Source organism: Streptomyces sp. NPDC057302 (genome assembly GCF_042667685.1).
Lineage (GTDB): Bacteria > Actinomycetota > Actinomycetes > Streptomycetales > Streptomycetaceae > Streptomyces.
The window spans coordinates 11907-34795 of the sequence record NZ_JBHUZJ010000013.1 but is presented as its reverse complement, the minus strand read 5'-3'; the positions used below and the strand labels follow the sequence as shown (position 1 = coordinate 34795).

Sequence of the window (22889 nt, the reverse complement as noted above, 5' to 3'; positions counted from 1 at the left end):
CCGGCACGCGCCGGGTAGCATGGTCGACACGGCAGACGAGCCGGGCGGACGGCCGCGTGAAGCTCCCCTCAACGGGGGCTCTTCCCGAGGAACGTCCGGGCTCCACAGGGCAAGGTGGTGGCTAACGGCCACCCGGGGTGACCCGCGGGACAGTGCCACAGAAAACAGACCGCCGGAGACTTCGGTCTCCGGTAAGGGTGAAACGGTGGTGTAAGAGACCACCAGCGCCTGAGGTGACTCAGGCGGCTAGGTAAACCCCACCTGGAGCAAGGTCAAGAGGGGCCCTGGAAACAGGACCCTGCGCGGATGATCGAGGGCTGCCCGCCCGAGTCCGCGGGTAGACCGCACGAGGTCCGCAGCAATGCGGACCCTAGATGGATGGCCGTCTCCCCGGCCGCCGCGAGGCGACCGGGCGACAGAACCCGGCGTACAGCCCGACTCGTCTGCCGCTCCAACCGGGCCATGGGGTGCCCCTCAGAACACCGAAAGCCCCGTCAGCGTCGTGAAGCGGTCCAGCGCTGCCACCCCCGACACCGAGTTGCCCCGCTCGTCCAGGCCGGGGCTCCAGACGCAGAGGGTGCAGTGGCCGGGGATCACCGCGATGATGCCGCCGCCGACGCCGCTCTTGCCGGGCAGGCCCACGCGGTAGGCGAAGTCGCCCGCCGCGTCGTACGTCCCGCAGGTCAGCATGATCGCGTTGACCTGCTTGGCCTGGCTGCTGCTGAGCAGGCGGGTGCCGTCGGCGCGGACGCCGTGGCGGGCCAGGAAGCCGGTGGCCAGGGCCAGGTCGGCGCAGGACGCCTCGACGGAGCACTGGCGGAAGTACTGGTTCAGGAGAACCGGGACCGGGTTGCCGATGTTCCCGTACGACGCCATGAAGTGGCCGAGCGCGGCATTGCGGTCCCCGTTGGCCGACTCGGACGCGGCGATGGCCTCGTTGATCGCGAGCCCGTCGTTGCCGCTCTCGGCGCGCAGCAGGTCGAGGAGGGTGCCCGCCGCGTCCCCGGTCTGGGTCTGGAGGCGGTCGGTGACGACGAGCGCGCCCGCGTTGATGAAGGGATTGCGCGGGATGCCGTTCTCGTACTCCAGCTGCACGAGCGAGTTGAAGGGGTTGCCGGAGGGCTCGCGGCCCACGTGCTCCCACAGTTCGTCGCCCTCGCGCGCCAGGTCGAGGGCGAGGGTGAACACCTTGGTGATGGACTGCGCGGAGAACGGATGCCGCCAGTCGCCCACCCCGTACACCGTGCCGTCAGGCTCCGCGACCGCCATCCCGAACCGGCGCGGGTCGCACGCCGCGAGCGCCGGAATGTAGTCGGCGGGCCTGCCGCGCACCGGCGTGTTCTCGATCTCGGCGGCGATGCGGTCGAGGACCGACTGGTAGGTCCGGGGCGAGGGGGAGGGTGAGGGGGAGGGCGAGGTCATGATCGCCATTTTGCACCCCCTGGAGGAGGGGGAGCGGGGCGAACGCGGGGGCGCCGCTGCCGGGAGGTCGGGGCGCGGCTGAAATTGGCCGTAGCATGTCAAGAATCATGGAAGTGTGCCTTGCCGCCTCAAGGGCCCCATGCCTCAATGGGAGCGGTTCGGGATGTTGACTGGTCGTCAGGTCCCGTTGGCCGTCCCCCCCCGCAATCCCCCCACTTGAAGGCAGGACTCCCCATGAGGCATGGCAGTTGTGCAATCGGCAGACAGGGCAGATTCGGCACCGGCAGGATCCGCGGGCTCGGCGCCGGGTCGGCGTTGGGCGTCGGTCTGGTCGCCGTGGGCGCCATGGTGATGGCGCCCGCCGCCACCGCGGTGACGCCGGACACCGCGACCATCTCGTTCGACTGCGGTACGTGGGGCTCGGGCTCCGCGACGCTGAAGGCAACCCAGGACGGGACCGCCGCCACCATCAGCGTCTCCACCTCGGCGATCACCGCCCCCATCGACATCGCCGCGGGCTCGGTCGACTCGACGCTCACGCTCACCAAGAACGGCTCGGACACCGCGACCTTCACCGGCAGCTCCAACCCGGCGATCCCCGCCGGCGGCGAGGTGTCCACCGGTCCGCTCGACGGGACCGTCGCCACCGGCGACAGCCTGGAGGGCAAGTCGCTGCAGGTCGTGGTCTTCGGGATCAGCGTGACCTGCAACGCGACGTCGGCGCAGGCGCCCGGCCCGTTCGTCTTCTGAGGCTCCCGGGGCTACCAGGACTCTTGGGGCTCTTGAAGCTCCTGTGATTTCTGGGGTCTCTCGGCGTCCGGGTGACTCCCCTCGCGGGGCGGTGGTGCTCAGGCCTCAGGCAGTCTGGGCGGCGCCGCCCCTTTCGCCCTCCGCCAGCGGACGCCAGTACTGATCCGCGTTCTTGTCCTTGCCCTCGTCCCGTACGACGTAGCCCAGACCCTGCATCGTCTCGGCGAGGTCCCGGACGTCCCGTCCCGCCTTGTTCTTCAGCGCGGCCTTCCGCGCCCCGAGGACCGCGTGCGCCTCGGCGGGCAGGCCGGGAGCGCCGGGGATCCAGCGGTGGAACAGGGCCGCGTGCGGGTCGGTCTCCCGCCACGGGTAGCCGTGCGCGCCGAACGCCCCGGCCAGGGCCGGCGCCGCCGCCTTGTGGACGCCGCGCGTGAACTCGCGTGACGTCTCGTCGAGTACCACCAGTTCCTTGCCGTCCAGGAACACCGCCGACACGCGGGCGCGTTCGATGGTCCGCGTCCGGTCGTGCTGCTCGGCCGCCAGCTCCTGGTCGGTCAGCGTCAGCTTCAGGGTCTCCTCGATCTCCGTGAGGGCGAGGAGAAGACCGGCGACCAGGCCCGCGCCCATCGCGATCGCCGCCTGCCACGGCTTGTCCAGGGTTCCGACGAACGTGATGCCGTCCCGCCAGGGCAGCACCGGCGACCGGCTCAGCCACCGGGCCAGCGGCGGCAGGGCGATGCCGAGCAGGAGGCCGAGGAGCGGCATGCCGATGAGTACGGTCAGCAGGTCACCGCGCGGGTAACCGAGCACCGTGGTGCGGTCGTTGCCATCGTTGCGGTCCTTGCGATCCTTGCGGAGCGAGACGGGGCCGAGGCTCTCTTCGCTGGTCATGTCCTCGACGCTAGGCGGCCGGGGGCCGCGGGGGAGCGGCCGAAAGTCGATGGGCGGCAGACTTCGGTCGCTATCGCTATCGCCGTCCCTGGGCAGCCGTTCCCGGACAGTCGTCCCCGCTAGCCCACGGCCGGGGCCCTCAAATCACGTTGCCGCGGCCCCGACCACCCCCTACCGTGCCGATCATGCTGCCTGTGGTGGACACCGACGAGCAATGGGACGTCGTCGTTCCCGACGAGGCCCTCATGCGGCCCGGGGTCGAGGACCTCTGCGCCAGGCTCGGCGTCGCCGGGGCGCCGCTCGTCCGGTTCACGGAGGGGACACAGCCCGTCTACGGCGTCGGCGACGACCTCGTACTGAAGCTCTTCCCCGGCGTCACCGCCGACGACGGCCTCGTCGAGGAGCGGGTGTTGAGCCATCTTGAGGGGCGGCTGCCCGTCCCCACACCGCGCGTGCACGCGGCCGGGACGTACGAGAACGGCTGGCGCTACGTGTTGATGTCCCGGCTGCCCGGCGAAGACCTCGCCGTCGCCTGGCCGCGCATCCCGCGCGCCGACCGGGAGCGCCTCGTCACCGAGGCCGGCGAGGCGCTCGCCGCGCTGCACGCCCTGGATCCCGCGCCGCTCGCCGATGTGCTCGGGCCCGGTGACTGGGGGGCCTTCCTCGGCAGACAGCGCGCCGGGGCCGTGCGGCGGCAGCGGGAGCGCGGGCTGCCGGAGAGCTGGGCGGAGCAGATCCCCGGCTTCCTGGACGCGGTGCCGCTGCGTGCCGATGCGCCGCCCGTACTCCTGCACACCGAGTTCATGCGCCAGCACCTGCTGGTCGGCCCCCTGGGCGGGCAAGTGGCTCTCACCGGACTCTTCGACTTCGAGCCCGCCATGATCGGTGACAGGGCGTACGACTTCGTGGGCATCGGCGTTTTCGTCACGCGCGCGGAACCGGGCCTGCTCGGGCGCTTCCTGCGGGCTTACGGCCGCACCTTCGAGCCACGTGAACTCCTCGCCCACACCCTGCTCCACGTCTACAGCAACCTGCCCTGGTACCTGCGGGAGCTGCCCGCCCCGCCGGAGCCGACGCTCGACGCGCTGGCCCAGGCGTGGTTCGACACCGGGAGCCGGGATCTGGCTACGTGACCGGGTCTCCCGGCGTCGCGGGGCTCTGCTGCTCGCGTACGTTCTTCGCCCGCGAGCCCACCGAGACGAGCGCCCCGACGGCCGTGCCCGCCAGGGCCGCGGGCACCATCCAGTTGCGGTTGAAGGAGTGGCCGAGTGCGCTGTCGACCGAGTAGGCGCCGGGGCCGGTGACGGCGAGGGCCGCGGAGACCATGCCGAGGAAGGCCGGGTACTCGTAGCCGCCGCCCTGGCTGAAGAAGCCGTTGGGGGCGTGCACCGCCGTCGCCCCGGCCATGGCGCCCGCCGCCGCCGAACCGGCCGCGGGCGTCGCGAGGCCCAGGGCGAGCAGGGTGCCGCCGCCCGCCTCGGCCAGCCCTGCGATGACGGCGTTCGCCTTGCCGGGCTGGAAGCCGATGGACTCCATGAAGGCGCCGGTCCCTTCGATGCCGTGCCCGCCGAACCAGCCGAAGAGCTTCTGGGCGCCGTGCGCCGCAAGGACCCCGCCGGTCGTGACCCGGAGCAGGAGCAGGCCGAAGTCGCGTCGGTCGAAGCAGGAACGGGTCATGGCGCTGTCTCCTGAGGTAGGCGGGCATCTTCTGAGGTTGGCGGGCGTCTTCCCCCACCGTCCGCCAGAGCCCCGCCGCGTACCCGGCTCAATCGGCCGTACGGGTGACCCCGCCCGGTGGCGGGGCGGGACGGCCGATGTGACCGTGGGTGCATGAGCATTCAGGTAAACCGGCTGACCGACCCGACGGTCCGGGACTTCGTCACCGCCGTGAACTCCCACGACCGGGCCGCCTTCCAGGCGCTCCTCACCGCCGACGCGACCATGTCGGACGACGGCAACGGCCAGGACATCTCCGAGTGGGCGGAGCGCGAGGTCTTCTCCTCGCACGGTCACATGGACGTGGAGAACGAGTCGGACGGCGGGCGCATGATGATCGTCACGTACCGCAACGACACGTGGGGCGAGATGCGGACGAAGTGGCGGTTCACCGTCGACGGCGGGAAGATCTCCCGGTTCGAGACGGGCCAGGCCTGAAGCAGGGGCGGGGAGGATGATTCGTGTGCGAGGGCTTGCCTTCGTATGCACTTCAACTCCTAGCGTCCCTGGGCATGGAGACGACAGGTACTGCAGGTACGGCAGGGACGACGGGTACGGCCCGTAGGACGTTGGGACGCAGCGGCATCGAGGTCAGTGCGCTCGGGCTCGGCTGCTGGGCCATCGGCGGCGAGTGGTCGGGGCCCGGCGGGGAACCGCTCGGCTGGGGCGCGGTCGACGACGAGGAGTCGGTGCGGGCGATCCGGCGGGCGGTCGACCTCGGCGTGAACTTCTTCGACACCGCCGACAACTACGGGACCGGGCACAGCGAGCGGATCCTGGGCCGTGCGCTGGGCGCGCGGCGGGACGACGTAGTGATCGCCACGAAGTGGGGCAACCTCTTCGACGAGGAGAAGCGGACCGCGCTCGGGATCGCGGACGACTCGGTCGCGTACGCACGCCGTGCGCTGACCGCCTCGCTGAAGCGGCTCGGTACGGATCACGTCGACCTCTACCAGCTGCACATCGCCGACGGTGACCTGGAGCGGGCCGCTCAACTCCGGGACGCCTGCGAGGAGTTCGTGCGGGAGGGGCTCATCAGGGCGTACGGGTGGAGTACGGACGACACGCAGCGGGCCGCGGTCTTCGCCGAGGGGCCGCACTGTGCGGCGGTGCAGTACCGCTGCAATGTGCTTCAGGACGCGCCGGAGATGGTGGCGCTCTGCGCGGAGCTCGGGCTCGCGAGCGTGCTGCGGAGCCCGTTGGCGATGGGGCTCCTGACGGGGAAGTACGTGGCCGGGCGTGCGCCGGTGGCCGGGGACATCCGCAGCGCGCCGCCCGCCTGGCTGCCGGGCTTCGGGACGGGCGGTGGCGCGGACCCCGAGTGGCTGGGGCGGGTGGACGCGGTGCGGTCGGTGCTGACCGGCGGTGGCCGGAGCCTCGCGCAGGGAGCCCTCGCCTGGCTGTGGGCGCGGAGTCCGCAGGCCGTGCCCGTCCCGGGGTTCCGGACCGTGGCGCAGGTCGAGGAGAACGTGGGCGCGCTGGAGCACGGGGCGCTGACGGAAGGGGAGTTGGCGGAGGTCGAGCGGATCCTGCGGGGGGCGTAGGCCCCGAAGGGGCTAGCCCTCGATCCGCACCGCCGCCCCGCTCACCCGCACCCGGGCGTCGCCTTCGCGCAGGTTGACCGTGAGCACTCCGGGGCGCCCCATGTCCGCCCCCTGGTACAGGGTGAGCTCCGACTCCTGCGGGATCAGGCCCAGTTCACGTGCGTACGCGCCGAAGGCGGCCGCCGCCGCACCCGTGGCGGGGTCCTCCACGACCCCGCCCACCGGGAACGGATCGCGCGCGTGGAAGGTCAAGTCCGACTCCCGCCAGACCAGTTGGACCGTGGTCAGATCCAGGCGCCGCATCAGGGCCGCGAGGCGTTCGAAGTCGTACGACAGGTCGGCGAGCCGTTCGCGGGTCGCGGCGGCCAGGATCAGGTGGCGGGCGCCCGCGTAGGCGAGACGGGGCGGGAGCGCCGGGTCGAGGTCGGCCGCGGGCCAGTCCAGCGCGGCCAAGGCCTCGGTCAGGTCGGCCGCCGTGACCTCCTCGACGTGCGGCTCGACGCTGGTGAGCGTCGCCCGCAGGGTGCCGTCCACGTCGGTCACGGTCACCGGCACCGTGCCCGCCTGCGTGGAGAAGACGAAGTCGCCGGGCCCGTGACCCCGTTCGGCGAGCGCGACCGCCGCCGCCACCGTCGCGTGACCGCAGAAGGAGACCTCCGCCCGCGGGCTGAAGTAGCGCACGTCGAAGGGCCGGGCCGCACCGGCGGCGGGGGAATGGGGGCCCGGAGTCAGGAACGCCGACTCGCTGTACCCCACCTCCGCCGCGATCCCCAGCATCACCGCATCGTCGAGACCCGCGGCGTCGAGCACGATCCCGGCCGGGTTGCCGCCCGCCGGGTCGGTCGAGAACGCGGTGTAGCGCAGCACGTCGCAGGAGGCGGAGGCGGTGTCAGGCGTCTTCGTCGTCATGTCGCAGGGCAACCGTTCCGCGGCCCCGGTCATTCCCGCGGCTCCCCGGCGCGGGCTTTCATCGGCCGTCACGGAGCGGCTGCCCTGCCCCCTCCCCTTCGCGGTGGCATGTGAGCCGTCAGTGGCAGCTCTTGTAACCGGGGTTGCTGTTCGTCCAGGAGCAGGAGTCCTTGAGCGAACCGCTGGGCTTGATGAGGCGGGCCTTGTCGCTGGTGTTGTTCCAGACGTACGAGCCGCGGCCCCAGTAGCGCACGCCGGACGCGTTGGTGCCCTTGCCCGTGCGGACCTTGACCGTCTTGCCGGAGCCGATCTTGTAGCTGCCGAAGGTGTACGTGTAGCCGGTGTTGTCCTTCAGCTTGTAGCCCTTGAGCTGGACCGCCGAGCCGGAGCTGTTGTGGATGTTCACCCACTCCGCGTTCATCGAGGAGTTGGAACGGGAGTCCCGGCCCGGACTGTCGAACTGGATGTACCCGAGGTGCAGTCCGCCCTGATGGCGAGCGGCGGTGGCCGCGGTCGCGGGGGACGTGGCGAGCAGCGAGACCGACAGGGCGGAGACCGCGAGGACGGCCGGGACCGCGGAACGTATGCGCAAGGTGTGCTCCGAGTGTGCTCTGAATGTGGAGTTCTCGTGGAGGGTACGTTGAGCATACGGGGCTTGATGCGCGTAATTGACGCGGCATTTCCTATTCCGCTTGTGAAGATGTGGGCCGACCGTGAGGGCGGGGTCACGGTCGGCCACGAGAGGCGCTGGTGACTAACCCCGCCCGACGAACGGCATGTTGGTCGCGAGCACCGTCGCGAACTGCACGTTCGCATCGAGGGGGAGCTCCGCCATGTGGCGTACGGTCCGCGCCACGTCCGACACGTCCATCACCGGCTCGGGTGCCAGTTCGCCGTTGGCCTGGAGGATTCCGGTCCGCATCCGCTCCGTCATGTCGGTGGCCGCGTTGCCGATGTCGATCTGGCCGCAGGCGATCCGGTAGGGGCGGCCGTCCAGGGAGAGGGACTTCGTCAGGCCGGTCAGCGCGTGCTTGGTCGCCGTGTACGCGACGGAGTGCGGGCGCGGGACGTGCGCGGAGATGGAGCCGTTGTTGATGATCCTGCCGCCCTGCGGATCCTGCTCCTTCATCTGCCGGAAGGCCGCCTGCGCGCACAGGAAGGCGCCGTTGAGGTTCGTGTCGACGACGTGCCGCCACGCGTCGTACTCCAGCTCCTCGACGGGCACACCGCCGGGGCCGAACGTGCCGGCGTTGTTGAAGAGGAGGTCCAGACGGCCGAAGCGCTCGCGCACGGCCGAGAAGAGCCCGGCCACGTCATCGGGTTGCGAGACGTCGGTGCGCACGCACAGGGCGTCGGTCCGGGCGGGGGCCTTCACCTCGGTGGATTCCTCGGCGTGCGGCACGGGCCGCACCGCGGCGCCCTCCGAGACTCCCGCGGCGATCGCCGCCGTCTCCTCCAGGGTCTCCTTCCGGCGCCCCGCGAGCGCCACGGACCAGCCGGCCCGTAGCAGCTCCACCGCCACGGCCCTGCCGATCCCGGAGCCCGCGCCGGTCACGACGGCGGTCCTCGTCTGCTCGTTCGGTTGCCCAGTTGGCTCAGCGTTCATGGCCCCGCAGCGTACGGGAGGCCCGTCCACGCGGACATCATCGTCCCGCCATGCGGGTGTTGTGTACGCGACAGTCGCGCGTCGTCCCCCACCACTTGCATGCCCAGGACACCAATCGTCAGGGGAGGGCCACATGACATCAGCAGGCCGACAGGGCACAGCCGAACTTCACGCCGCGGCGAGCCACTTGGGTCGCCGTCGTTTCCTCACCGTCACGGGCGCCGCAGCCGCGCTCGCCTTCGCCACCAACCTGCCGACGGCGGGCGTGGCGAGCGCCGCCGAGCTGGACGCCGCGCGGATCGCCGACGACCCGTTCACGCTGGGCGTCGCATCCGGCGACCCGCTGCCCGGCTCGGTCCTGCTCTGGACCCGCCTCGCCCCCGCGCCGTACGAACCGGGCAACGGACTACCGAACAAACGTGTCACCGTCCTGTGGGAGATCGCCCACGACGCCCGATTCCGGCGCGTCGCCAGACGCGGCTACGCCATCGCCCACCCCGAGTTCAACCACACCGTGCACGTCGAGGCGGACCACCTGGGCGCCGGGCGGACCTACTACTTCCGCTTCAGGACGGGGAAGTGGATCAGCGAGACGGGCCGCACCCGCACCGCCCCCGCGGCCGGCAGCAGGGTGAGCTCCCTGACGTTCGCCGCGGTCTCCTGCCAGGCGTACCACGACGGCTACTTCACCGCGTACAAGCACCTGGCCCAGGACGACGTGGACGTCGTCTTCCACCTCGGCGACTACCTCTACGAGTACGCGGTGAACGCGGTCGGCGGAAACCGCAAATACACCGACCGCACCCTGCCCGCCCTCTACAACCGCGAGACACAGACCCTGGAGGACTACCGCCTGCGGTACGCCCTCTACAAGTCCGACCCCGATCTGCGCGCCGCGCACGCCGCGCACCCCTTCGTCGTCACCTGGGACGACCACGAGGCCGAGAACAACTACGCGGGCGACCTCGACGAGAACGGCAACCCGCCCGCCGAGTTCCTGGTGCGCCGCGCCGCCGCCTACCGCGCGTACTGGGAGAACCAGCCGCTGCGCAGCCCCCAGCGCCCCAGCGGCCCCGACCTCCAGCTCTACCGCCGCGTGCAGTGGGGCAAGCTCGCGCAGTTCGACGTCCTGGACACCCGGCAGTACCGCTCCGACCAGGCCTACGGCGACGGCTCGCACGTCCCCGGTCCGGAGTCCACGGACCCGAACCGCACCCTCACCGGCGCCACCCAGGAGCGCTGGCTCGTGGACGGCTGGCGCAGCTCGCGGGCGCTGTGGAACGTCGTGCCCCAGCAGGTCAACTTCTCCGAGCGCAAGCTCGACCTCAACGCGGTGGCGAAGGTCAGCATGGACGCCTGGGACGGCTACACCGCTTCCCGCGACCGCGTCCTGGCGGGAGCGAAGTCGGCCGGGATCGAGAACCTGATGGTGCTCACGGGCGACGTGCACGTCGCGTACGCCTACGACATCAAGGCCGACTTCGCCGACCAGGCGTCCAAGACGGTCGGCACGGAGATCGTCGCCACGTCGATCGCGAGCGGCAAGGACGGCGCCGACAAGCCCGCGAACTGGGAGACCTACACCAAGGCCAACCCGCACATGAAGTTCTACAACGGGCGCCGCGGGTACGTGACCGTCGGTCTGGGGCAGGAATCCGCGCGCGCCGATTTCAAGACTGTCTCCGCGGTGTCGACGCCCGGGGCGCCGATCACCACAGCCGCGTCCTTCGTGACGGAGGCAGGGAACCCGGGCCTCGAGCCCGCGTAACCCAGCGGGCCCGGCGGCTTCGACGGGGTGCGCTCACTCGCCCGGGTAGCGCACCCCGATCCGCTCCCGCACCGCGTCCAGGGTCCGCATCACCGCGAGGGTGCCGTCGAGGGGTACGAGGGGGGACTCGGTGTCGCCCGCGCGCAGGCGGTGCATGACCTCGGCGGCCTCGTGCTTGAGGCTGTCGCGGGGGCCGTCCTCGGGGGCGGCGGTGAACTCCTCGGGGTCGCGGCCGTCGCGGTGCAGCACGAAGCGCTCCGGGAAGAAGAAGCCGTCCGGGACGTCGATGCGGCCCCGCGAGCCGGTGACCGACGCGGTGACGGGGGTGCCCGCGTTGATGGAGCAGTGCAACAAAGCGTGAGCACCGCTCTCCCACGAGAGCAGCATTCCCGTCTGGAGATCAACGCCCTCGTCCGAGAGCATTGCTCTCGCCGTCACCCCCGAGGGCTCCCCGAGCAGCAGTTGGGCGAACGACACCGGGTACACCCCGAGATCCAGCAGCGAGCCACCGCCCTGCGCCGGGTCCCGCAGACGGTGCGAAGGAGGGAAGGGACCCGCGAGCCCGAAGTCGGCCTGCACGGTCCGCACCTCACCGATCGCCCCGTCGTCGACCAGCGCCTTCATCCGCCGGATCAGCGGATGGCAGTACATCCACATGGCCTCCATCAGGAAGAGGCCGCGCCGCCGGGCGAGCGTCACAAGCTCCCGCGCCTCGCGCGCGTTCAGCGCGAACGCCTTCTCGCAGAGCACCGCGCGGCCCGCGTCCAGACACAGCCCCGCCGCCGCCCGATGCGAGGCGTGCGGCGTCGCCACGTACACGACGTCCACGTCCTTGTCCTCGGCGAGCGCGGCCCACTCGCCGTACGCGCGAGGTATCCCGAACCGCTCGGCGAACGCCTTCGCCGACGCGTCGGTCCGCGACGCCACCGCGACGACCTCCGCGTCCGGCATGTCGAGGAGGTTCGCCGTGAACGATGCGGCGATCCCGCCCGTCGCGAGGATGCCCCAGCGCACGGGCTCACGGTCGTCTTCCACCACGGGGGCCCCTGTTCCGTACCGCGGAGTACCGCGGAAATGGTCTCAACCAGCACAGCTGAGCTGAGAGCATAGGTAATCGCACGCCTAATCGGGAGGGAATCCGCATGCCGGAACACGGCAGCCGCACCACGAGTGGGTCCCAAGCCCCGCTCATACGGCAGTCCCGGACGCCGGAACCGGGCCCCGCCGCCGCGGCGCTCACCGCCCGGCGCCGCACCGGCCTCCTCGTCACCCTCGTACTCGGCGGCCTCACCGCGGTCCCGCCGCTCTCCATGGACATGTACCTCCCGGCGCTCCCGGAGGTCACCCGCTCGCTGCACACGTCCGCCGCGACCGCGCAGCTGACCCTCACCGCCTGCCTCACCGGCATGGCGCTCGGGCAGCTCGTCGTGGGGCCGATGAGCGACAAGTGGGGGCGGCGCAGGCCGCTGCTCATCGGGCTCCTCGTCTACATCCTCGCCACCGCGATCTGCGCGTTCGCGCCCACCGCCGAACTCCTCATCGCCTTCCGCCTGTTGCAGGGCCTCGCGGGAGCGGCGGGCATAGTCATCGCCCGCGCCGTCGTCCGCGATCTCTACGACGGCGTGGAGATGGCCCGCTTCTTCTCCACCCTCATGCTGATCTCCGGGGTCGCCCCGATCGTCGCGCCCCTCATCGGCGGCCAGGTCCTGCGCTTCACCGACTGGCACGGCATCTTCGCCGTGCTCACGCTCGTCGGCATCGCCCTGACGGTGGTGGTCTGGCGGGGCCTGCCCGAGACGCTCGCCCCCGAGAACCGGCACAGCGGCGGCACCGTCGAGGCGCTGCGGACCATGAAGTCGCTCCTCGCCGACCGCGTCTTCACCGGGTACATGATCGCGGGCGGCTTCGCCTTCGCCGCCCTGTTCGCGTACGTCTCCGCGTCGCCGTTCGTCATCCAGGAGATCTACGGGGCGTCCCCGCAGACCTTCAGCCTGCTCTTCGGCGTGAACTCCATCGGCCTGATCGCCGTCGGCCAGATCAACGGCAAGATCCTCGTCGGCCGGGTCAGCCTCGACAAGGCGCTCACCTTCGGCCTCAGCGCCATCGTCGTCGCGGCCGCCGCGCTGCTCCTCATGACGTCGGGCGTCTTCGGGGACGTCGGCCTCTTCCCCGTGGCGGCCGGGCTCTTCGTCCTGATGTCGGCCATGGGCCTCGCGATGCCCAACACGAACGCCCTCGCCCTGATGCGCACCCCGCACGCCGCGGGCTCCGCGTCCGCGCTGCTCGGCACGTCCTCCTTCCTCATCGGCGCGATCGCCTCCCCGCTGGTGGGCATCGCGGGCGAGGCCACCGCCGTGCCGATGGCCGTCGTCCAGCTCGTCTGCGGACTGGCGGCCATCGGCTGCTTCGTGGGACTGTGCCGCCCCTGGCAGCGCTCGGCCAGGCCGAACCGGGAGGGGACGGACCACTGACCGCGCCACGCCTGCTGCGCGCCGGGACGCCGGATCGCGCGGGGCTCGACACGGACGAGATGACCCACCTCGTACGCGAGGTGCGCGCACTGACGCGCGGCGAGCGGCCCTGGTGCGCGGGCGCCGTCGTGCTGGCGGGGCGCGGCCCCGTGATCGCCGTCCACGAGGCGGTGGGCCGTGCGGTGCGCTACGCGGCGTACGACGCGGAGAAGGACGCGGGCGTGGAACTGCCGCCCGCGCAGCAGGTGTTGACCCGCACCGGCACGCCCTTCGACCTGGCCTCGCTGACCAAGCTGTTCACCACGGTCGCCGCGATGCAGCAGCTGGAGCGGGGGACGCTGGGCATCGACGCCCGGGTCTCGGCGTACGTCCCCGAGTTCAGGGCGGCGGCCGAGCACGGCATCACGGTGCGCCAGCTGCTCACGCACACCTCGGGCCTGCGGCCCGAACTCCCGCTGTACGACTGCCCGGACGGGGCGGCGCGGCTCGCCGCCCTGCGCGCGGAGGCCCCGTCGAGCGAGCCCGGGGAGTATCTCTACTCCGACCTGAACATGCTGCTCCTCCAGCACGTCCTGGAGCGCCTCACGCGCCGTCCGCTCGACGTGCTCGTCCGGGAGGGCATCACCCGGCCGCTCGGCATGGCCGCGACCGGCTTCGGGCCGCGTCCCGACGCCGCCGCCACCGAGGACCAGCGCGGGCCCTGGGCGAAGGCCGAGCGGGGGATGCTGCGGGGCGAGGTGCACGACGAGAACGCCTGGGCGCTGGGTGGCGTCGCCGGCCACGCCGGACTCTTCTCCACCGCGCGCGACCTCGCGATCTTCTGCCGTGCGCTGCTCTGCGGGGGCTCCTACGGGACGGCGCGCATCCTGGGCCCCGACTTCGTCGAGCTGATGCTGACGCCTCCGGGGCTCGGGTTCGGCCTTGACCAGGCGTGGTTCATGGGGGAGCTGGCGGGGCGGGGTGCGGCGGGGCACACGGGGTTCACGGGGACGTCGCTGGTCATGGACCCCGCCACGGACACGTTCCTGATCCTGCTGGCCAACACGGTCCATCCGCGTCGACAGCGGGCCGACAGCGGGCCGCGCGCCCGAGCGGCTACGCGGCTGGCCCGCGGGGCGCGCTGAGGTCCCTGGGGCGGTGTTCTGCCTGCGGGCCCGGTGGGGGCTGGCCGCGCAGTTCCCCGCGCCCCTGACGGGCGTAACACCGCGCCGGGCTTCGGAGCCTTCGCCCCCTGGGGGTGAGGTGATTCACCTGCGGGCCCGGTGGGGGCTGGGCGCGCAGTTCCCCGTGCCCCTTACGGGGCCCGGTTGTGTCGCAGTCCGCGCCCCCGTGCCCCGTAGAATCACGGGGTGAACGCCCCGATTTCCTCGGCGCCCCCGGCCGAGTCCCTGCGTGCCGCCCTTGCCGGGCTTCTTGGTGGGCTGCCGGCCAAGCAGGCCGCGCAAGCCGTTGAGCGGCTGATCGCCAGCTACCGGGGGACCACCCCGACCGACGCCCCGATCCTGCGTGACCGCGCGGACGTCGCCGCGTACGCCGCGTACCGCATGCCCGCCACCTTCGAGGCCGTGCGGTCCGCGCTCGGAGCCCTCGCGGACGCCGCGCCCGCGGACTGGGCGCCCGGCAGCCACGTGGACGTCGGTGGCGGGACCGGAGCGGCGACCTGGGCGGTGAGCGACGTCTGGGGCGGTGAGCGGCCCGTCACGGTGCTCGACTGGGCCGAGCCCGCCCTTGCCCTGGGGCGTGAACTGGCCGCCGCCAACCCGTGGTTGAAGGCGGCGAAGTGGCAGCGCTCTCGTATCGGAGCGGCGCTCAGCATCGAGAGCACTGATCTCGTCACGGTGTCCTACGTCCTCAAGGAGCTGACCGAGGACGACCGGCGCTCGGTCGTGGACGCGGCCGCCGAGGCCGCGCAGGCCGTCGTCATCGTCGAGCCCGGCACCCCCGACGGATACGCCCGCGTCATCGAGGCCCGCGACCGGCTGATCGCCGCCGGCTTCCGGATCGCCGCGCCCTGCCCGCACAGCTCCGCCTGCCCCATCGTGCCCGGCGACGACTGGTGCCACTTCTCCGCCCGCGTCAGCCGCTCGTCCCTGCACCGGCAGGTCAAGGGCGGCTCATTGGCGTACGAGGACGAGAAGTTCAGCTACGTGGCCGCGGTCCGCTTCGACGCCGACCCGGCGGACCAGCGCGTCGTACGCAAGCCGCAGATCCGCAAGGGCCAGGTCCTGCTCGACCTGTGCGACGCGGACGAGACGCTGCACCGCGAGACGGTGACCAAGCGCCACGGCCCGCTGTACCGCGCGGCCCGCGACGCGGAGTGGGGCGACGCCTGGCCGCCCCACCAGGAGAGCTAGCCGGCGCTAGCCGCGCAGCTCCTGCGTGCAGCACTTCACGCTGCCGCCGCCCTTGAGCAGCTCGCCCAGATCCATGCCGACGGGTTCGTAGCCACGCTCCCGCAGCGGTGCGAAGAGGCCGACCGCGGCCTGCGGGAGCAGCACGTGCAGGCCGTCCGAGACCGCGTTGAGCCCGAGCGCCACCGCGTCCGGCTCGTCGGCGATCAGCGCGTCCGGGAAGAGGCGCCGCAGGACCGCCTGGCTGCCCGGCGAGAACGCGGGCGGGTAGTACATGATGTCGTCCGGCGCGTCGCCCGCGTCCCCCGTGTCGCTGAGCACGGCGAGCGCCGTGTCCAGGTGGTAGTAGCGGGGATCGACGAGATCGAGCCCGAGCACCGGGCGGCCGAAGAACTCCTGCGCCTCCCCGTGCGACAGCGGGCTGGCCCGGAAACCGCGTCCGGCCAGGACGTAGGAGGACGTGACGGCGAAGTCGCCCTCGCCCTCGTTGACGTGCGTGGGTTCGTGGAGGTCCGCGTAGCCGTGCTCCCGGAACCAGTCCAGGTGGGCCAGGGCCTCGGGGCCGCGCTCGGGATAGGCGAACCGCGCGCCGAGCACACGGCCCCCGATGACGGTCGCGCCGTTCGCGGCGAAGACCATGTCCGGCAGGCCCGGACGCGGGGTGAGCTCCTCGACGGTGTGGCCGAGCGAGCGGTAGCGGTCGCGCAGGTCCTCCCACTGGGCGATGGCCAGCGGGACGTCGACCGGTTTCGAAGGGTCCATCCAGGGGTTGATGGAGTACGTGACCTTGAAGTGTGCCGGTGAGCACATCAGATAGCGCCGGGGTGTGGCGCGACGAGGAAAACGACTCAACGAGGGCTCCTCACGTACCGCGGTGGTCAGTTACTGCCCATAGTGGGGCAGTTGCTGCCCATGGTGCGGTCTGAGGAGCCCTCGCGCTGTGATCCGAACGGGTGGTTCAGCGAGTGGTCCACCCGGGTCGGCGGATGGTCAGGACGCCATCCACGTCCCCGTCTCATGACCCACCGTGTGCCGAGCGCCCTTCCTGGAGCTTGCGCAGCAGCTCACGCTTCTGCGCCTGCGGGCTGAGCCCGCCGCCGACCTGGCCCCCGCGGCCCCCGCCGCGCAGCGCCTTGCGGGAGAGGTTGGTGCGGGTACCGCCCACGCCCAGCATGTTTCCTGCTCCGCCTCGTGACATCCGCGTACCTCCGTATCGAGAACTTCCCACTCACTCCACGAGACGTCTCGTCTCGCTTCGATGTGCCTACTTTGAACGAGACGATTCGTCTTGTCAAGGGTGAGTGAGACGGTACGTCTCGGCTCGTTCGCTGCTACATTCGACGGCATGGCCACGAAATCCGCCCCTGACTCCACGCGCCGCAGCGAGCGTTCGCGCCACGCGATCTATGACGCCGCCCTCGAACTCGTCTCCGAGGTCGGCTACGCCAAGCTCACGATCGAGGCGATCGCCTCCCGGGCGGGCGTGGGCAAGCAGACGATCTACCGCTGGTGGCCCTCCAAGGGCGCCGTCCTGCTCGACGCCTTCCTCGACCTCGGCAAGCAGGCGAGCGTGGAGGCGAGCACCGGGGCGGGCCACGCGCTGGAGTACGAGATCCCGGACTCCGGGGACCTGGAGGCCGACCTCAAGTACGTCGTGCGGGCCACCATCGACGAGCTCAAGAACCCCAAGTACGACGCTCCCTACCGGGCGCTGGCCGCCGAGGGCATGCTCAACGACGAGATCGGCGCCGAGTACGTCGAGAAGCTCCTCGAACCCTCGCTCCAGCTGTACGTGAAGCGCCTGCGCATCGCCCAGGAGGCCGGCCAGGTCGCCGCCGACGTGGAACCCCGCATCGCCCTGGAGCTGTGGACGGGCCCGCTCGCCCAGCGCTGGCTCCAGCGGACCGGCCCGCTCACGCACGAGTACGGCGACAAGCTCGTCGAGTACGCCCTCTACGGCATCGCGCCGCGCTGAGCCCACCCCGACAGCGCCCCGCCGCTCACGCCGTTCACACCGTTCACGCCCTTCACCGGTGTCCGCGCGAGCAGCCCCGGCGCGTCGGTGATCACACCGTTGACGCCGAGCGTCAGGGCCCGGTCGCGCTGACCGGGGGTGGTCACCGTGTGCGCCCACACCCGGGGGATCCCGGAGTGGACCGCCCGCAGGAGGTCCACGTCCCGCGCCTTGTGGTCCACGTCAAGGACGTCCACGAACCCGGCCCAGCGCGCGGGCCGGTCGGTGCGCATCTGGGCCTTGGAACGCCACAGCTGCGCGAGCAGGCCCAGGCGGTGGGCGCGCGAGGCGACGCCGGGGTCGTTGGAGTTCACGAACACCGAGCGGGTCAGGCCCCGGGCGCGGATCAGCGAGCCGAGCGCGCGCAGGCTGCGCGGGTCCTTCGCCTCCAGCATCAGCACGATCCGCCCGCCGAAGCGGTCGAGGACCTCGGAGACCGTCGGGGGCCGCTCGGAGCGCCAGCTGCCGGGCAGGCCCGCGCTCGGCCGCAGCCTGACCCGGCGCCACTGGCGCAGGGTGAGCGAGCGGACCGGGCCCGTGGACGTCGTCGTGCGGTCCAGGGTCGCGTCGTGCATGGCCACCAGCGTGCCGTCGCGCAGCATCCGGGTGTCGACGTCGATGACCTGGGCCGTGCCGCGCTCATAGGCCGCCACCAGGCCGGACATGCTGTTCTCCGGCACTTCCAGGGCGCCGCCGCGGTGTGCGGTGTACGTGATGCGGGGGAGGGCCTCCACCGTCAGGGGGCCGCCGCGGCCCCATTCGAGCGGGGTGAGAGGTCCGGTGGGCGGGGTGAGGGTCAGTGTGGCGAGGCTCATGAGCGCCGAGAGTCCCGTGAGCGCAGTCCTGGTGACCATGGCGAACACCGTAGGGGGGTATATCCCTTGTTAGTACGCAATGACGCGCGTTGTGACCCTGCGCCTTGCATCACCCCAGCTACCCCGGATGTGGGCTCTGGCCCCCCGAGGAGCAGGATGGTGCGACCATGGGAGATGCTTCTCGGCACAAATGCGAGGTGAGGGGATAGATGGGCGCGGAGTTCGGCCGCCGGTCCGGCGGACAGAGCAGGATTTCCCAGTGGCTTCGCCGACGTCCCCGACCGGAGGACACGGCAGGTGAAGAGGCGAGCCGCGAGGCCCTCCTCGTCGCCGCGGCGGCGGCGGGTCTGCCGCTCTCACCGGCCGCGCACCCCTCCGCGTACCGATGTTCCTGCGACCGCATCGGCTGTCCCACCCCCGCCAGGCACCCCATCTCCTTCGCCTGGCAGACGCAGTCCACGACCGACCGCGGGCAGATCGAGCGCTGGGCCAGGCATCAGCCGCAGGCCAACTTCATCACCGCGACGGGCATGGTGCACGACGTCCTGGACGTGCCGCTGGCCGCGGGGCGCGAGGCGCTCGCCAGGCTCCTCGCCGACGGCATCGACGTGGGGCCCGTCGCCGAGTCCGAGGGCGTCATGGACGAGGGGCGGATGCTCTTCTTCACGCTCACGCGCGGCACCCCCGAGGACGAGGACGAGTGGTGGCCCTGCGAGCTGGACTGCCACCCCGAGACGACGAACGAACACCCGGGCTTCCGCTGGCACTGCCGCGGTTCGTACGTCCTGGTGCCGCCCGCCCGGCTGCCCGGTGATCTGGCGGTCAGCTGGATCCGCGGCCCCGAGCACGCGCTCCCGGACCCGCTGACCCTCCTGGAGATCCTCACCGACGAATGCGCCCGCGTCGCGGGCGAGCCCCAGCACGACGTCGCCGCCTGGCCGTTGAGGGGCTGACGCCCGCGCGCGAAGACCGCGGCTGCTCGGCCCTCCCGGCTACTCGCCCTTCGCGCCCGTCAGGCCCTGGATGCGGCTCAGGAACGTCACCTTGCCCGACCCCGTCGGGTCCAGGACGAGCTGGTTGGAGACGCGCTCAAGGAGCACCGACTGCTTGACCTCGCCCGTCAGGAGAGGCTTCACCTCGGGGTCGACGGTGAGGTTCACGCCCTTCGCGGCGGTCTGCTTCTCGTAGTGGTGCGTCGAGAAGAAGACCATCGCCCCGCCGTCCTGGGTACGCAGCCCCACCGGCGCGAACGTTCCGTCGTTCTTCGGCTCGTCGATGTACTGCACGGCGATGCCGCGCCGCTTGGTGTTCTTGTCGCGGAAGGCCTTCCACGTCGACGTGTGGTCACCGGGCGCGAACGTGTCGCCGCCCGACTTCAGATACGACGTGTACTGCTTGCCGAGGTTCTTCGGCGCCACCGCGAGAGACGAGGACCCGGCCGCGACGGGCTCGGCCCAACCGTCCTTGTCCTTCTTCAACTCGGGCATCTTGTCGGGCGCCACCAGATTCAGGTAGGACGCCTCCCACAGCTGGTCGGCGCTGCCCTTGGTGAAGACGAACAGCCAGCGCATGTCCTCGCGCCGATTGGCGTGCGTGTCGGCGACGAACCACCGCGGCCAGCCGGCCTTCTTGGGGATCGAGAACTTCGCGTCCGTCAGTTCCAGCGGCACCTGGTCGGGATTGCCCCCCGGGTGCTGCCCCTTGTTCGACTTCAGCCCCGCCTGATTGATGGCACCCAGCGGACCGGTGACCCGGGCCGCGTCCAGGGCAGGGTCGTACGCCTTGTCCGCCTTGTTGTACGCGGTGAGGAAATCCTTCAGCGCCCGCCCGGCCTCAGCCTTCGTCGCCGCCGGAACGACCTCCCGCTCCCCGTGCACCGTCACGCACCCGCTCGCCGTCATCGACAAGGCGGTCACCGCTGCCGCCGCCGTGGCCGGTCGGCTGAGACTGCGAAGCCTGCTCATTGGTTTCCTTCACCTACCCCTTCCCGGGCTCGAACCCTATCGGGGCCGGGAAGGGGGCCGGAGGCGGGTCAGAGCTCCTGGAGATTGAAGTCGTAGACCCAGCCGCGGGCGCTCGTGCGGGGCAGGTCGCCGTAGTACCAGCGGTTGCCGTGGCTGTTCACGGCATAGCAGCGGACATAGACGGTGTCGTAGGGCTGGAGGGTCATCCTCTTCGCATAGTTGTTGCTCGGGCCCTTGCGGGCGGTGGCGCCTAGATTGCCCACGAGCATGTCGTGGTTCCTGACGTTCTTCTCGCAGGCCGACCCGCCGACCGCGGAGGCGGTGGGGGCGGTCACCAGCGAGCCGCCGAGTATGACGGCGGTCGCGGCGGTCAGCGTGGCAAGGCTCTTCCCGAGACGGGAGATGCGCATGGGGGGTCGCATGGGGGATCCTCAACATAGATCGACTGGTGAACGTCGATCATAGGCACGGCAGTTCGAGCGGGGCCGCCGCTTCCCGCCCCCGAGTCAGCTCTTCTCCCCGACGGGGGCGTCGGCCGGCTGCGACCGCTCGGCCGCGGCCTTCGTCTTCCTGGAGCCGAGCAGGCCCGAGGGGGCGAAGAAGAGCGCGAGAGTCGGGATCAGGTACAGCAGCCACACCGTGACCTGGACAACCGTCGGATCCGGCTGGAAGTTGAAGACTCCCTTGAGGAGCGTGCCGTACCAGCTGTCCGGGGGGATCGTCGCGCTGATGTCGAACGCCTTGTTCTGGAGGCCGCCGAGGAACTCCGCCTCCTGCAAGTCGTGGACGCCGTACGCGAGGACGCCCGCCGCCACGACCACCAGCATGGCGCCGGTCCAGGTGAAGAACTTCGCCAGGTTGATGCGGACCGTGCCCTTGTAGAACAGCCAGCCGAGCGCGATCGCGGTGAGCAGGCCCAGGAGCACGCCGATCAGCGGTCCCGGCGTGCCGTCGCCCGATGCCCGCACCGACGCCCAGACGAACAGCGCGGTCTCCAGGCCCTCCCGGCCCACGGCGAGGAACGCCGTGGCGACCAGCGCGGCCGTGCCCATCTGCAGCGCCGCGTCCAGCTTGCCGTGCAGCTCCGCCTTGAGATGACGGGCCGTACGCCGCATCCAGAAGACCATCCACGTCACCAGCGCGACGGCCACGATGGACAGCGAACCGCCCAGCGCCTCCTGCGCCTTGAACGTCAGCTCCTGCGAACCGAAGGTGAGCGCGCAGCCGAAGCCCAGCGCGAGCGCACACGCGACGGCGATGCCGAGCCAGATGGGCTTGAGGGCATCGCGTCGCTCCGTCTTCACCAGATAGGCGATGAGGATGCAGACGACCAGGCTGGCCTCGAGACCCTCGCGCAGGCCGATCAGGTAGTTGCCGAACATGTCTGTCTCAGATCCCCTCAGCCGAACAGTGCCCGGCCCCACCAGTCGTCCGCGCCGCGGACGCCCGGCGGGATCGCGAAGACCGCTGAACCCACGTGCTGGATGTACTCGTTGAGCGCGTCGGAGCGCGCCAGCGTGCGCTGCACCGGAATGAACCCCGTGCGCACGTCCCGCTGGTACGCGAGGAAGAAGAGCCCCGCGTCCAGCCGCCCCAGGCCGTCGGTGCCGTCCGTGAAGGAGTAGCCGCGGCGCAGGATCTTCGCACCGTCGTTGGTGTCCGGGTGCGCGAGCCGGACGTGCGAGTCCGGCTTCATCGCCTTCAGAAACGGCTCGTCGTGCTCGTCGGCCTTGCCGACCGGCGCGCCCTTGCCCTTGTCGCGCCCGAAGATGTCCTCCTGCTCCCCGAGCGACGTACGGTCCCAGGTCTCGACGTTCATACGGATGCGGCGCGCGACGAGGTAGGAGCCCCCGGCCATCCAGCCGGGCCCGTCCTTCTCGCCGACCCACACATGCCGGGCGAGCGCCGAGTCGTCGTCGCCCGACACGTTGCGCGTGCCGTCCTTGAAGCCGAACAGGTTACGAGGCGTCTGCGCCCCCGGCGTCGTGGAGGACGTCTTGCCGAAGCCGAGCTGCGACCAGCGCACCGCGACCTTGCCGAAGCCGATGCGGGCGAGATTGCGGATGGCGTGCACGGCGACCTGCGGGTCGTCCGCGCAGGCTTGCACGCAGAGATCGCCGCCGCCACGGGACCTGTCCAGATTGTCGCCGGGGAACTTCGGCAGGTCGACCAGGGCCTCGGGCCGCTGGTCCGCGAGCCCGAACTTCTCGAAGAGGCCCGGACCGAAGCCGATGGTCAGGGTCAGCCGCGAAGGCTTGAGGCCGAGCGCCTCGCCGGTGTCGTCCGGCGGCGCCTCCGCGAGCCCGCCGAAGGCACCCTCACCGACCTCGTGCCCCGAGGTCATCCGCGCGGCGGCCTTCGTCCAGTCCTTCAGGAGCTGCACGAACTGCTCGCGGTCGTCCGTCTTCACGTCGAACGCGGCGAAGTGCAGCCGGTCCTGGACGGCGGTCGCGATGCCCGCCTGGTGCGTGCCGTGGAAGGCGACCGCGCCGCCCGCCGAAGCGGCGGGCACGGCCTCGTCCCCGGACCGGGCCACCGCCACCGCGCCCCCGGTCACGGCGGCGCCGAGCGCGAGCCCCGCACCGCCCCAGCCGAGGAGCGAACGCCGTGAGGGGGTGCCGGATTCGGCCTGCTGGTCGGACACGGGCACGGGCACGGACGCGGACAT

Annotated in this window: 24 protein-coding genes and 1 other RNA gene; 11 read left to right on the top strand and 14 right to left on the bottom strand. The window is 71.4% G+C overall.

Features of this window, described 5'->3' with window-relative positions; genetic code table 11:
* Positions 1–36: 36 nt before the first annotated feature.
* Positions 37–446, top strand: an RNA gene (gene rnpB, locus ACFUPX_RS12505) — RNase P RNA component class A.
* A gap of 28 nt (positions 447–474) precedes the next feature.
* Here the strand turns inward: rnpB and ACFUPX_RS12500 are convergent.
* On the bottom strand, positions 475–1431 hold the full coding sequence (locus ACFUPX_RS12500; RefSeq protein ID WP_383320110.1) for a glutaminase: 957 nt from the start codon (positions 1429–1431) through the stop codon (positions 475–477).
* 336 nt (positions 1432–1767) lie between these two features.
* Between ACFUPX_RS12500 and ACFUPX_RS12495 the strand changes: the two genes are divergently transcribed.
* A complete protein-coding gene (locus tag ACFUPX_RS12495; protein WP_383320310.1) occupies positions 1768–2172 on the top strand; it encodes a hypothetical protein in 405 nt (134 codons plus the stop codon).
* Positions 2173–2277: 105 nt separating this feature from the next.
* Here the strand turns inward: ACFUPX_RS12495 and ACFUPX_RS12490 are convergent, their stop codons facing one another.
* On the bottom strand, positions 2278–3063 hold the full coding sequence (locus ACFUPX_RS12490; protein ID WP_383320108.1) for a hypothetical protein: 786 nt from the start codon (positions 3061–3063) through the stop codon (positions 2278–2280).
* Positions 3064–3248: 185 nt separating this feature from the next.
* On the opposite strand from ACFUPX_RS12490, the gene ACFUPX_RS12485 reads away from it, so the two are divergent.
* Positions 3249–4196, top strand: a complete 948-nt coding sequence (locus tag ACFUPX_RS12485; protein WP_383320106.1) for a phosphotransferase family protein — start codon at positions 3249–3251, stop codon at positions 4194–4196.
* Here ACFUPX_RS12485 and ACFUPX_RS12480 read toward each other — a convergent pair.
* Entirely contained in the window at positions 4189–4740 is a 552-nt protein-coding gene (locus ACFUPX_RS12480; RefSeq protein ID WP_383320105.1) for a DoxX family protein, read from the bottom strand. The genes ACFUPX_RS12485 and ACFUPX_RS12480 overlap by 8 nt on opposite strands.
* A gap of 153 nt (positions 4741–4893) precedes the next feature.
* Between ACFUPX_RS12480 and ACFUPX_RS12475 the strand changes: the two genes are divergently transcribed.
* Both ACFUPX_RS12475 and ACFUPX_RS12470 read left to right on the top strand, forming a co-directional pair.
* Positions 4894–5217 (top strand): nuclear transport factor 2 family protein, encoded by a 324-nt coding sequence (locus ACFUPX_RS12475; protein ID WP_383320103.1) that lies wholly within the window; start codon positions 4894–4896, stop codon positions 5215–5217.
* Between the two features lie 74 nt (positions 5218–5291).
* Positions 5292–6323, top strand: coding sequence for an aldo/keto reductase (locus tag ACFUPX_RS12470; RefSeq protein WP_383320101.1), 1032 nt, complete (start codon positions 5292–5294; stop codon positions 6321–6323).
* 12 nt (positions 6324–6335) lie between these two features.
* On the opposite strand, the gene ACFUPX_RS12465 is transcribed toward ACFUPX_RS12470, so the two are convergent.
* From ACFUPX_RS12465 to ACFUPX_RS12455, 3 genes are all read right to left on the bottom strand, one after another.
* On the bottom strand, positions 6336–7232 hold the full coding sequence (locus ACFUPX_RS12465) for a PhzF family phenazine biosynthesis protein (RefSeq protein ID WP_383320100.1): 897 nt from the start codon (positions 7230–7232) through the stop codon (positions 6336–6338).
* Positions 7233–7350: 118 nt separating this feature from the next.
* Positions 7351–7824 (bottom strand): lamin tail domain-containing protein, encoded by a 474-nt coding sequence (locus tag ACFUPX_RS12460; RefSeq protein WP_383320098.1) that lies wholly within the window; start codon positions 7822–7824, stop codon positions 7351–7353.
* Between the two features lie 162 nt (positions 7825–7986).
* Positions 7987–8838, bottom strand: a complete 852-nt coding sequence (locus ACFUPX_RS12455) for an SDR family oxidoreductase (RefSeq protein WP_383320096.1) — start codon at positions 8836–8838, stop codon at positions 7987–7989.
* A gap of 133 nt (positions 8839–8971) precedes the next feature.
* Here ACFUPX_RS12455 and ACFUPX_RS12450 point away from each other — a divergent pair, with 133 nt between their 5' ends.
* Positions 8972–10606: an alkaline phosphatase D family protein gene (locus ACFUPX_RS12450; protein WP_383320094.1), complete on the top strand. Its 1635-nt coding sequence runs from the start codon at positions 8972–8974 to the stop codon at positions 10604–10606.
* A gap of 33 nt (positions 10607–10639) precedes the next feature.
* Here the strand turns inward: ACFUPX_RS12450 and ACFUPX_RS12445 are convergent, their stop codons facing one another.
* Positions 10640–11644, bottom strand: coding sequence for a Gfo/Idh/MocA family protein (locus ACFUPX_RS12445; RefSeq protein ID WP_383320093.1), 1005 nt, complete (start codon positions 11642–11644; stop codon positions 10640–10642).
* Positions 11645–11748: 104 nt separating this feature from the next.
* Here ACFUPX_RS12445 and ACFUPX_RS12440 point away from each other — a divergent pair, with 104 nt between their 5' ends.
* The 3 genes from ACFUPX_RS12440 (at position 11749) to ACFUPX_RS12430 (ending at position 15431) form a co-directional block, all read left to right on the top strand.
* Positions 11749–13077 (top strand): Bcr/CflA family multidrug efflux MFS transporter, encoded by a 1329-nt coding sequence (locus ACFUPX_RS12440; RefSeq protein WP_383320091.1) that lies wholly within the window; start codon positions 11749–11751, stop codon positions 13075–13077.
* Complete coding sequence (locus ACFUPX_RS12435) at positions 13032–14201, top strand: serine hydrolase domain-containing protein (protein ID WP_383320308.1); 1170 nt, start codon at positions 13032–13034, stop codon at positions 14199–14201. Before ACFUPX_RS12440 ends, ACFUPX_RS12435 begins: the two co-directional genes overlap by 46 nt.
* 225 nt (positions 14202–14426) lie before the next feature.
* Complete coding sequence (locus ACFUPX_RS12430; protein WP_383320089.1) at positions 14427–15431, top strand: small ribosomal subunit Rsm22 family protein; 1005 nt, start codon at positions 14427–14429, stop codon at positions 15429–15431.
* Positions 15432–15437: 6 nt separating this feature from the next.
* Here ACFUPX_RS12430 and ddaH read toward each other — a convergent pair whose 3' ends face one another.
* Both ddaH and ACFUPX_RS12420 read right to left on the bottom strand, forming a co-directional pair.
* A complete protein-coding gene (gene ddaH / locus ACFUPX_RS12425; RefSeq protein WP_383320087.1) occupies positions 15438–16280 on the bottom strand; it encodes a dimethylargininase in 843 nt (280 codons plus the stop codon).
* A gap of 163 nt (positions 16281–16443) precedes the next feature.
* Entirely contained in the window at positions 16444–16626 is a 183-nt protein-coding gene (locus tag ACFUPX_RS12420; RefSeq protein ID WP_383320085.1) for a DUF6243 family protein, read from the bottom strand.
* Between the two features lie 147 nt (positions 16627–16773).
* Between ACFUPX_RS12420 and ACFUPX_RS12415 the strand changes: the two genes are divergently transcribed.
* Positions 16774–17403: a TetR/AcrR family transcriptional regulator gene (locus ACFUPX_RS12415; protein ID WP_383320083.1), complete on the top strand. Its 630-nt coding sequence runs from the start codon at positions 16774–16776 to the stop codon at positions 17401–17403.
* Here ACFUPX_RS12415 and ACFUPX_RS12410 read toward each other — a convergent pair.
* Positions 17382–18296: a glycerophosphodiester phosphodiesterase gene (locus tag ACFUPX_RS12410; RefSeq protein WP_383320081.1), complete on the bottom strand. Its 915-nt coding sequence runs from the start codon at positions 18294–18296 to the stop codon at positions 17382–17384. The two genes, ACFUPX_RS12415 and ACFUPX_RS12410, sit on opposite strands and share 22 nt — an antisense overlap.
* A 170-nt stretch (positions 18297–18466) precedes the next feature.
* Between ACFUPX_RS12410 and ACFUPX_RS12405 the strand changes: the two genes are divergently transcribed.
* Positions 18467–19210: a bifunctional DNA primase/polymerase gene (locus ACFUPX_RS12405; RefSeq protein WP_383320079.1), complete on the top strand. Its 744-nt coding sequence runs from the start codon at positions 18467–18469 to the stop codon at positions 19208–19210.
* Positions 19211–19249: 39 nt separating this feature from the next.
* On the opposite strand, the gene ACFUPX_RS12400 is transcribed toward ACFUPX_RS12405, so the two are convergent.
* From ACFUPX_RS12400 to efeB, 4 genes are all read right to left on the bottom strand, one after another.
* Positions 19250–20221 carry a hypothetical protein gene (locus tag ACFUPX_RS12400; RefSeq protein WP_383320077.1) on the bottom strand — a complete coding sequence of 324 codons (972 nt, stop codon included), beginning with the start codon at positions 20219–20221 and terminating at the stop codon, positions 19250–19252.
* A gap of 68 nt (positions 20222–20289) precedes the next feature.
* Positions 20290–20643, bottom strand: a complete 354-nt coding sequence (locus tag ACFUPX_RS12395; protein ID WP_383320075.1) for a hypothetical protein — start codon at positions 20641–20643, stop codon at positions 20290–20292.
* Between the two features lie 84 nt (positions 20644–20727).
* A complete protein-coding gene (efeU, locus tag ACFUPX_RS12390) occupies positions 20728–21603 on the bottom strand; it encodes an iron uptake transporter permease EfeU (RefSeq protein WP_383320073.1) in 876 nt (291 codons plus the stop codon).
* A gap of 17 nt (positions 21604–21620) precedes the next feature.
* Positions 21621–22889 carry an iron uptake transporter deferrochelatase/peroxidase subunit gene (gene efeB, locus ACFUPX_RS12385; protein WP_383320306.1) on the bottom strand — a complete coding sequence of 423 codons (1269 nt, stop codon included), beginning with the start codon at positions 22887–22889 and terminating at the stop codon, positions 21621–21623.

Bases quoted from the DNA above. Each gene is read 5' to 3' on its own strand.
- ACFUPX_RS12500 (WP_383320110.1), bottom strand. From the start codon at position 1,431: ATGGCGATCATGACCTCGCCCTCCCCCTCACCCTCCCCCTCGCCCCGG.
- ACFUPX_RS12450 (WP_383320094.1), top strand. From the start codon at position 8,972: ATGACATCAGCAGGCCGACAGGGCACAGCCGAACTTCACGCCGCGGCG.
- ACFUPX_RS12415 (WP_383320083.1), top strand. From the start codon at position 16,774: ATGGCCACGAAATCCGCCCCTGACTCCACGCGCCGCAGCGAGCGTTCG.
- efeB (WP_383320306.1), bottom strand. From the start codon at position 22,889: ATGTCCGCGTCCGTGCCCGTGCCCGTGTCCGACCAGCAGGCCGAATCC.
- ACFUPX_RS12440 (WP_383320091.1), top strand. From the start codon at position 11,749: ATGCCGGAACACGGCAGCCGCACCACGAGTGGGTCCCAAGCCCCGCTC.
- ACFUPX_RS12395 (WP_383320075.1), bottom strand. From the start codon at position 20,643: ATGCGACCCCCCATGCGCATCTCCCGTCTCGGGAAGAGCCTTGCCACG.
- ACFUPX_RS12465 (WP_383320100.1), bottom strand. From the start codon at position 7,232: ATGACGACGAAGACGCCTGACACCGCCTCCGCCTCCTGCGACGTGCTG.
- ACFUPX_RS12405 (WP_383320079.1), top strand. From the start codon at position 18,467: ATGGGCGCGGAGTTCGGCCGCCGGTCCGGCGGACAGAGCAGGATTTCC.
- ACFUPX_RS12420 (WP_383320085.1), bottom strand. From the start codon at position 16,626: ATGTCACGAGGCGGAGCAGGAAACATGCTGGGCGTGGGCGGTACCCGC.
- ACFUPX_RS12475 (WP_383320103.1), top strand. From the start codon at position 4,894: ATGAGCATTCAGGTAAACCGGCTGACCGACCCGACGGTCCGGGACTTC.
- ACFUPX_RS12400 (WP_383320077.1), bottom strand. From the start codon at position 20,221: ATGAGCAGGCTTCGCAGTCTCAGCCGACCGGCCACGGCGGCGGCAGCG.
- ACFUPX_RS12490 (WP_383320108.1), bottom strand. From the start codon at position 3,063: ATGACCAGCGAAGAGAGCCTCGGCCCCGTCTCGCTCCGCAAGGATCGC.
- efeU (WP_383320073.1), bottom strand. From the start codon at position 21,603: ATGTTCGGCAACTACCTGATCGGCCTGCGCGAGGGTCTCGAGGCCAGC.
- ACFUPX_RS12480 (WP_383320105.1), bottom strand. From the start codon at position 4,740: ATGACCCGTTCCTGCTTCGACCGACGCGACTTCGGCCTGCTCCTGCTC.
- ACFUPX_RS12470 (WP_383320101.1), top strand. From the start codon at position 5,292: ATGGAGACGACAGGTACTGCAGGTACGGCAGGGACGACGGGTACGGCC.
- ACFUPX_RS12485 (WP_383320106.1), top strand. From the start codon at position 3,249: ATGCTGCCTGTGGTGGACACCGACGAGCAATGGGACGTCGTCGTTCCC.
- ACFUPX_RS12455 (WP_383320096.1), bottom strand. From the start codon at position 8,838: ATGAACGCTGAGCCAACTGGGCAACCGAACGAGCAGACGAGGACCGCC.
- ACFUPX_RS12495 (WP_383320310.1), top strand. From the start codon at position 1,768: ATGGTGATGGCGCCCGCCGCCACCGCGGTGACGCCGGACACCGCGACC.
- ACFUPX_RS12410 (WP_383320081.1), bottom strand. From the start codon at position 18,296: ATGGTCACCAGGACTGCGCTCACGGGACTCTCGGCGCTCATGAGCCTC.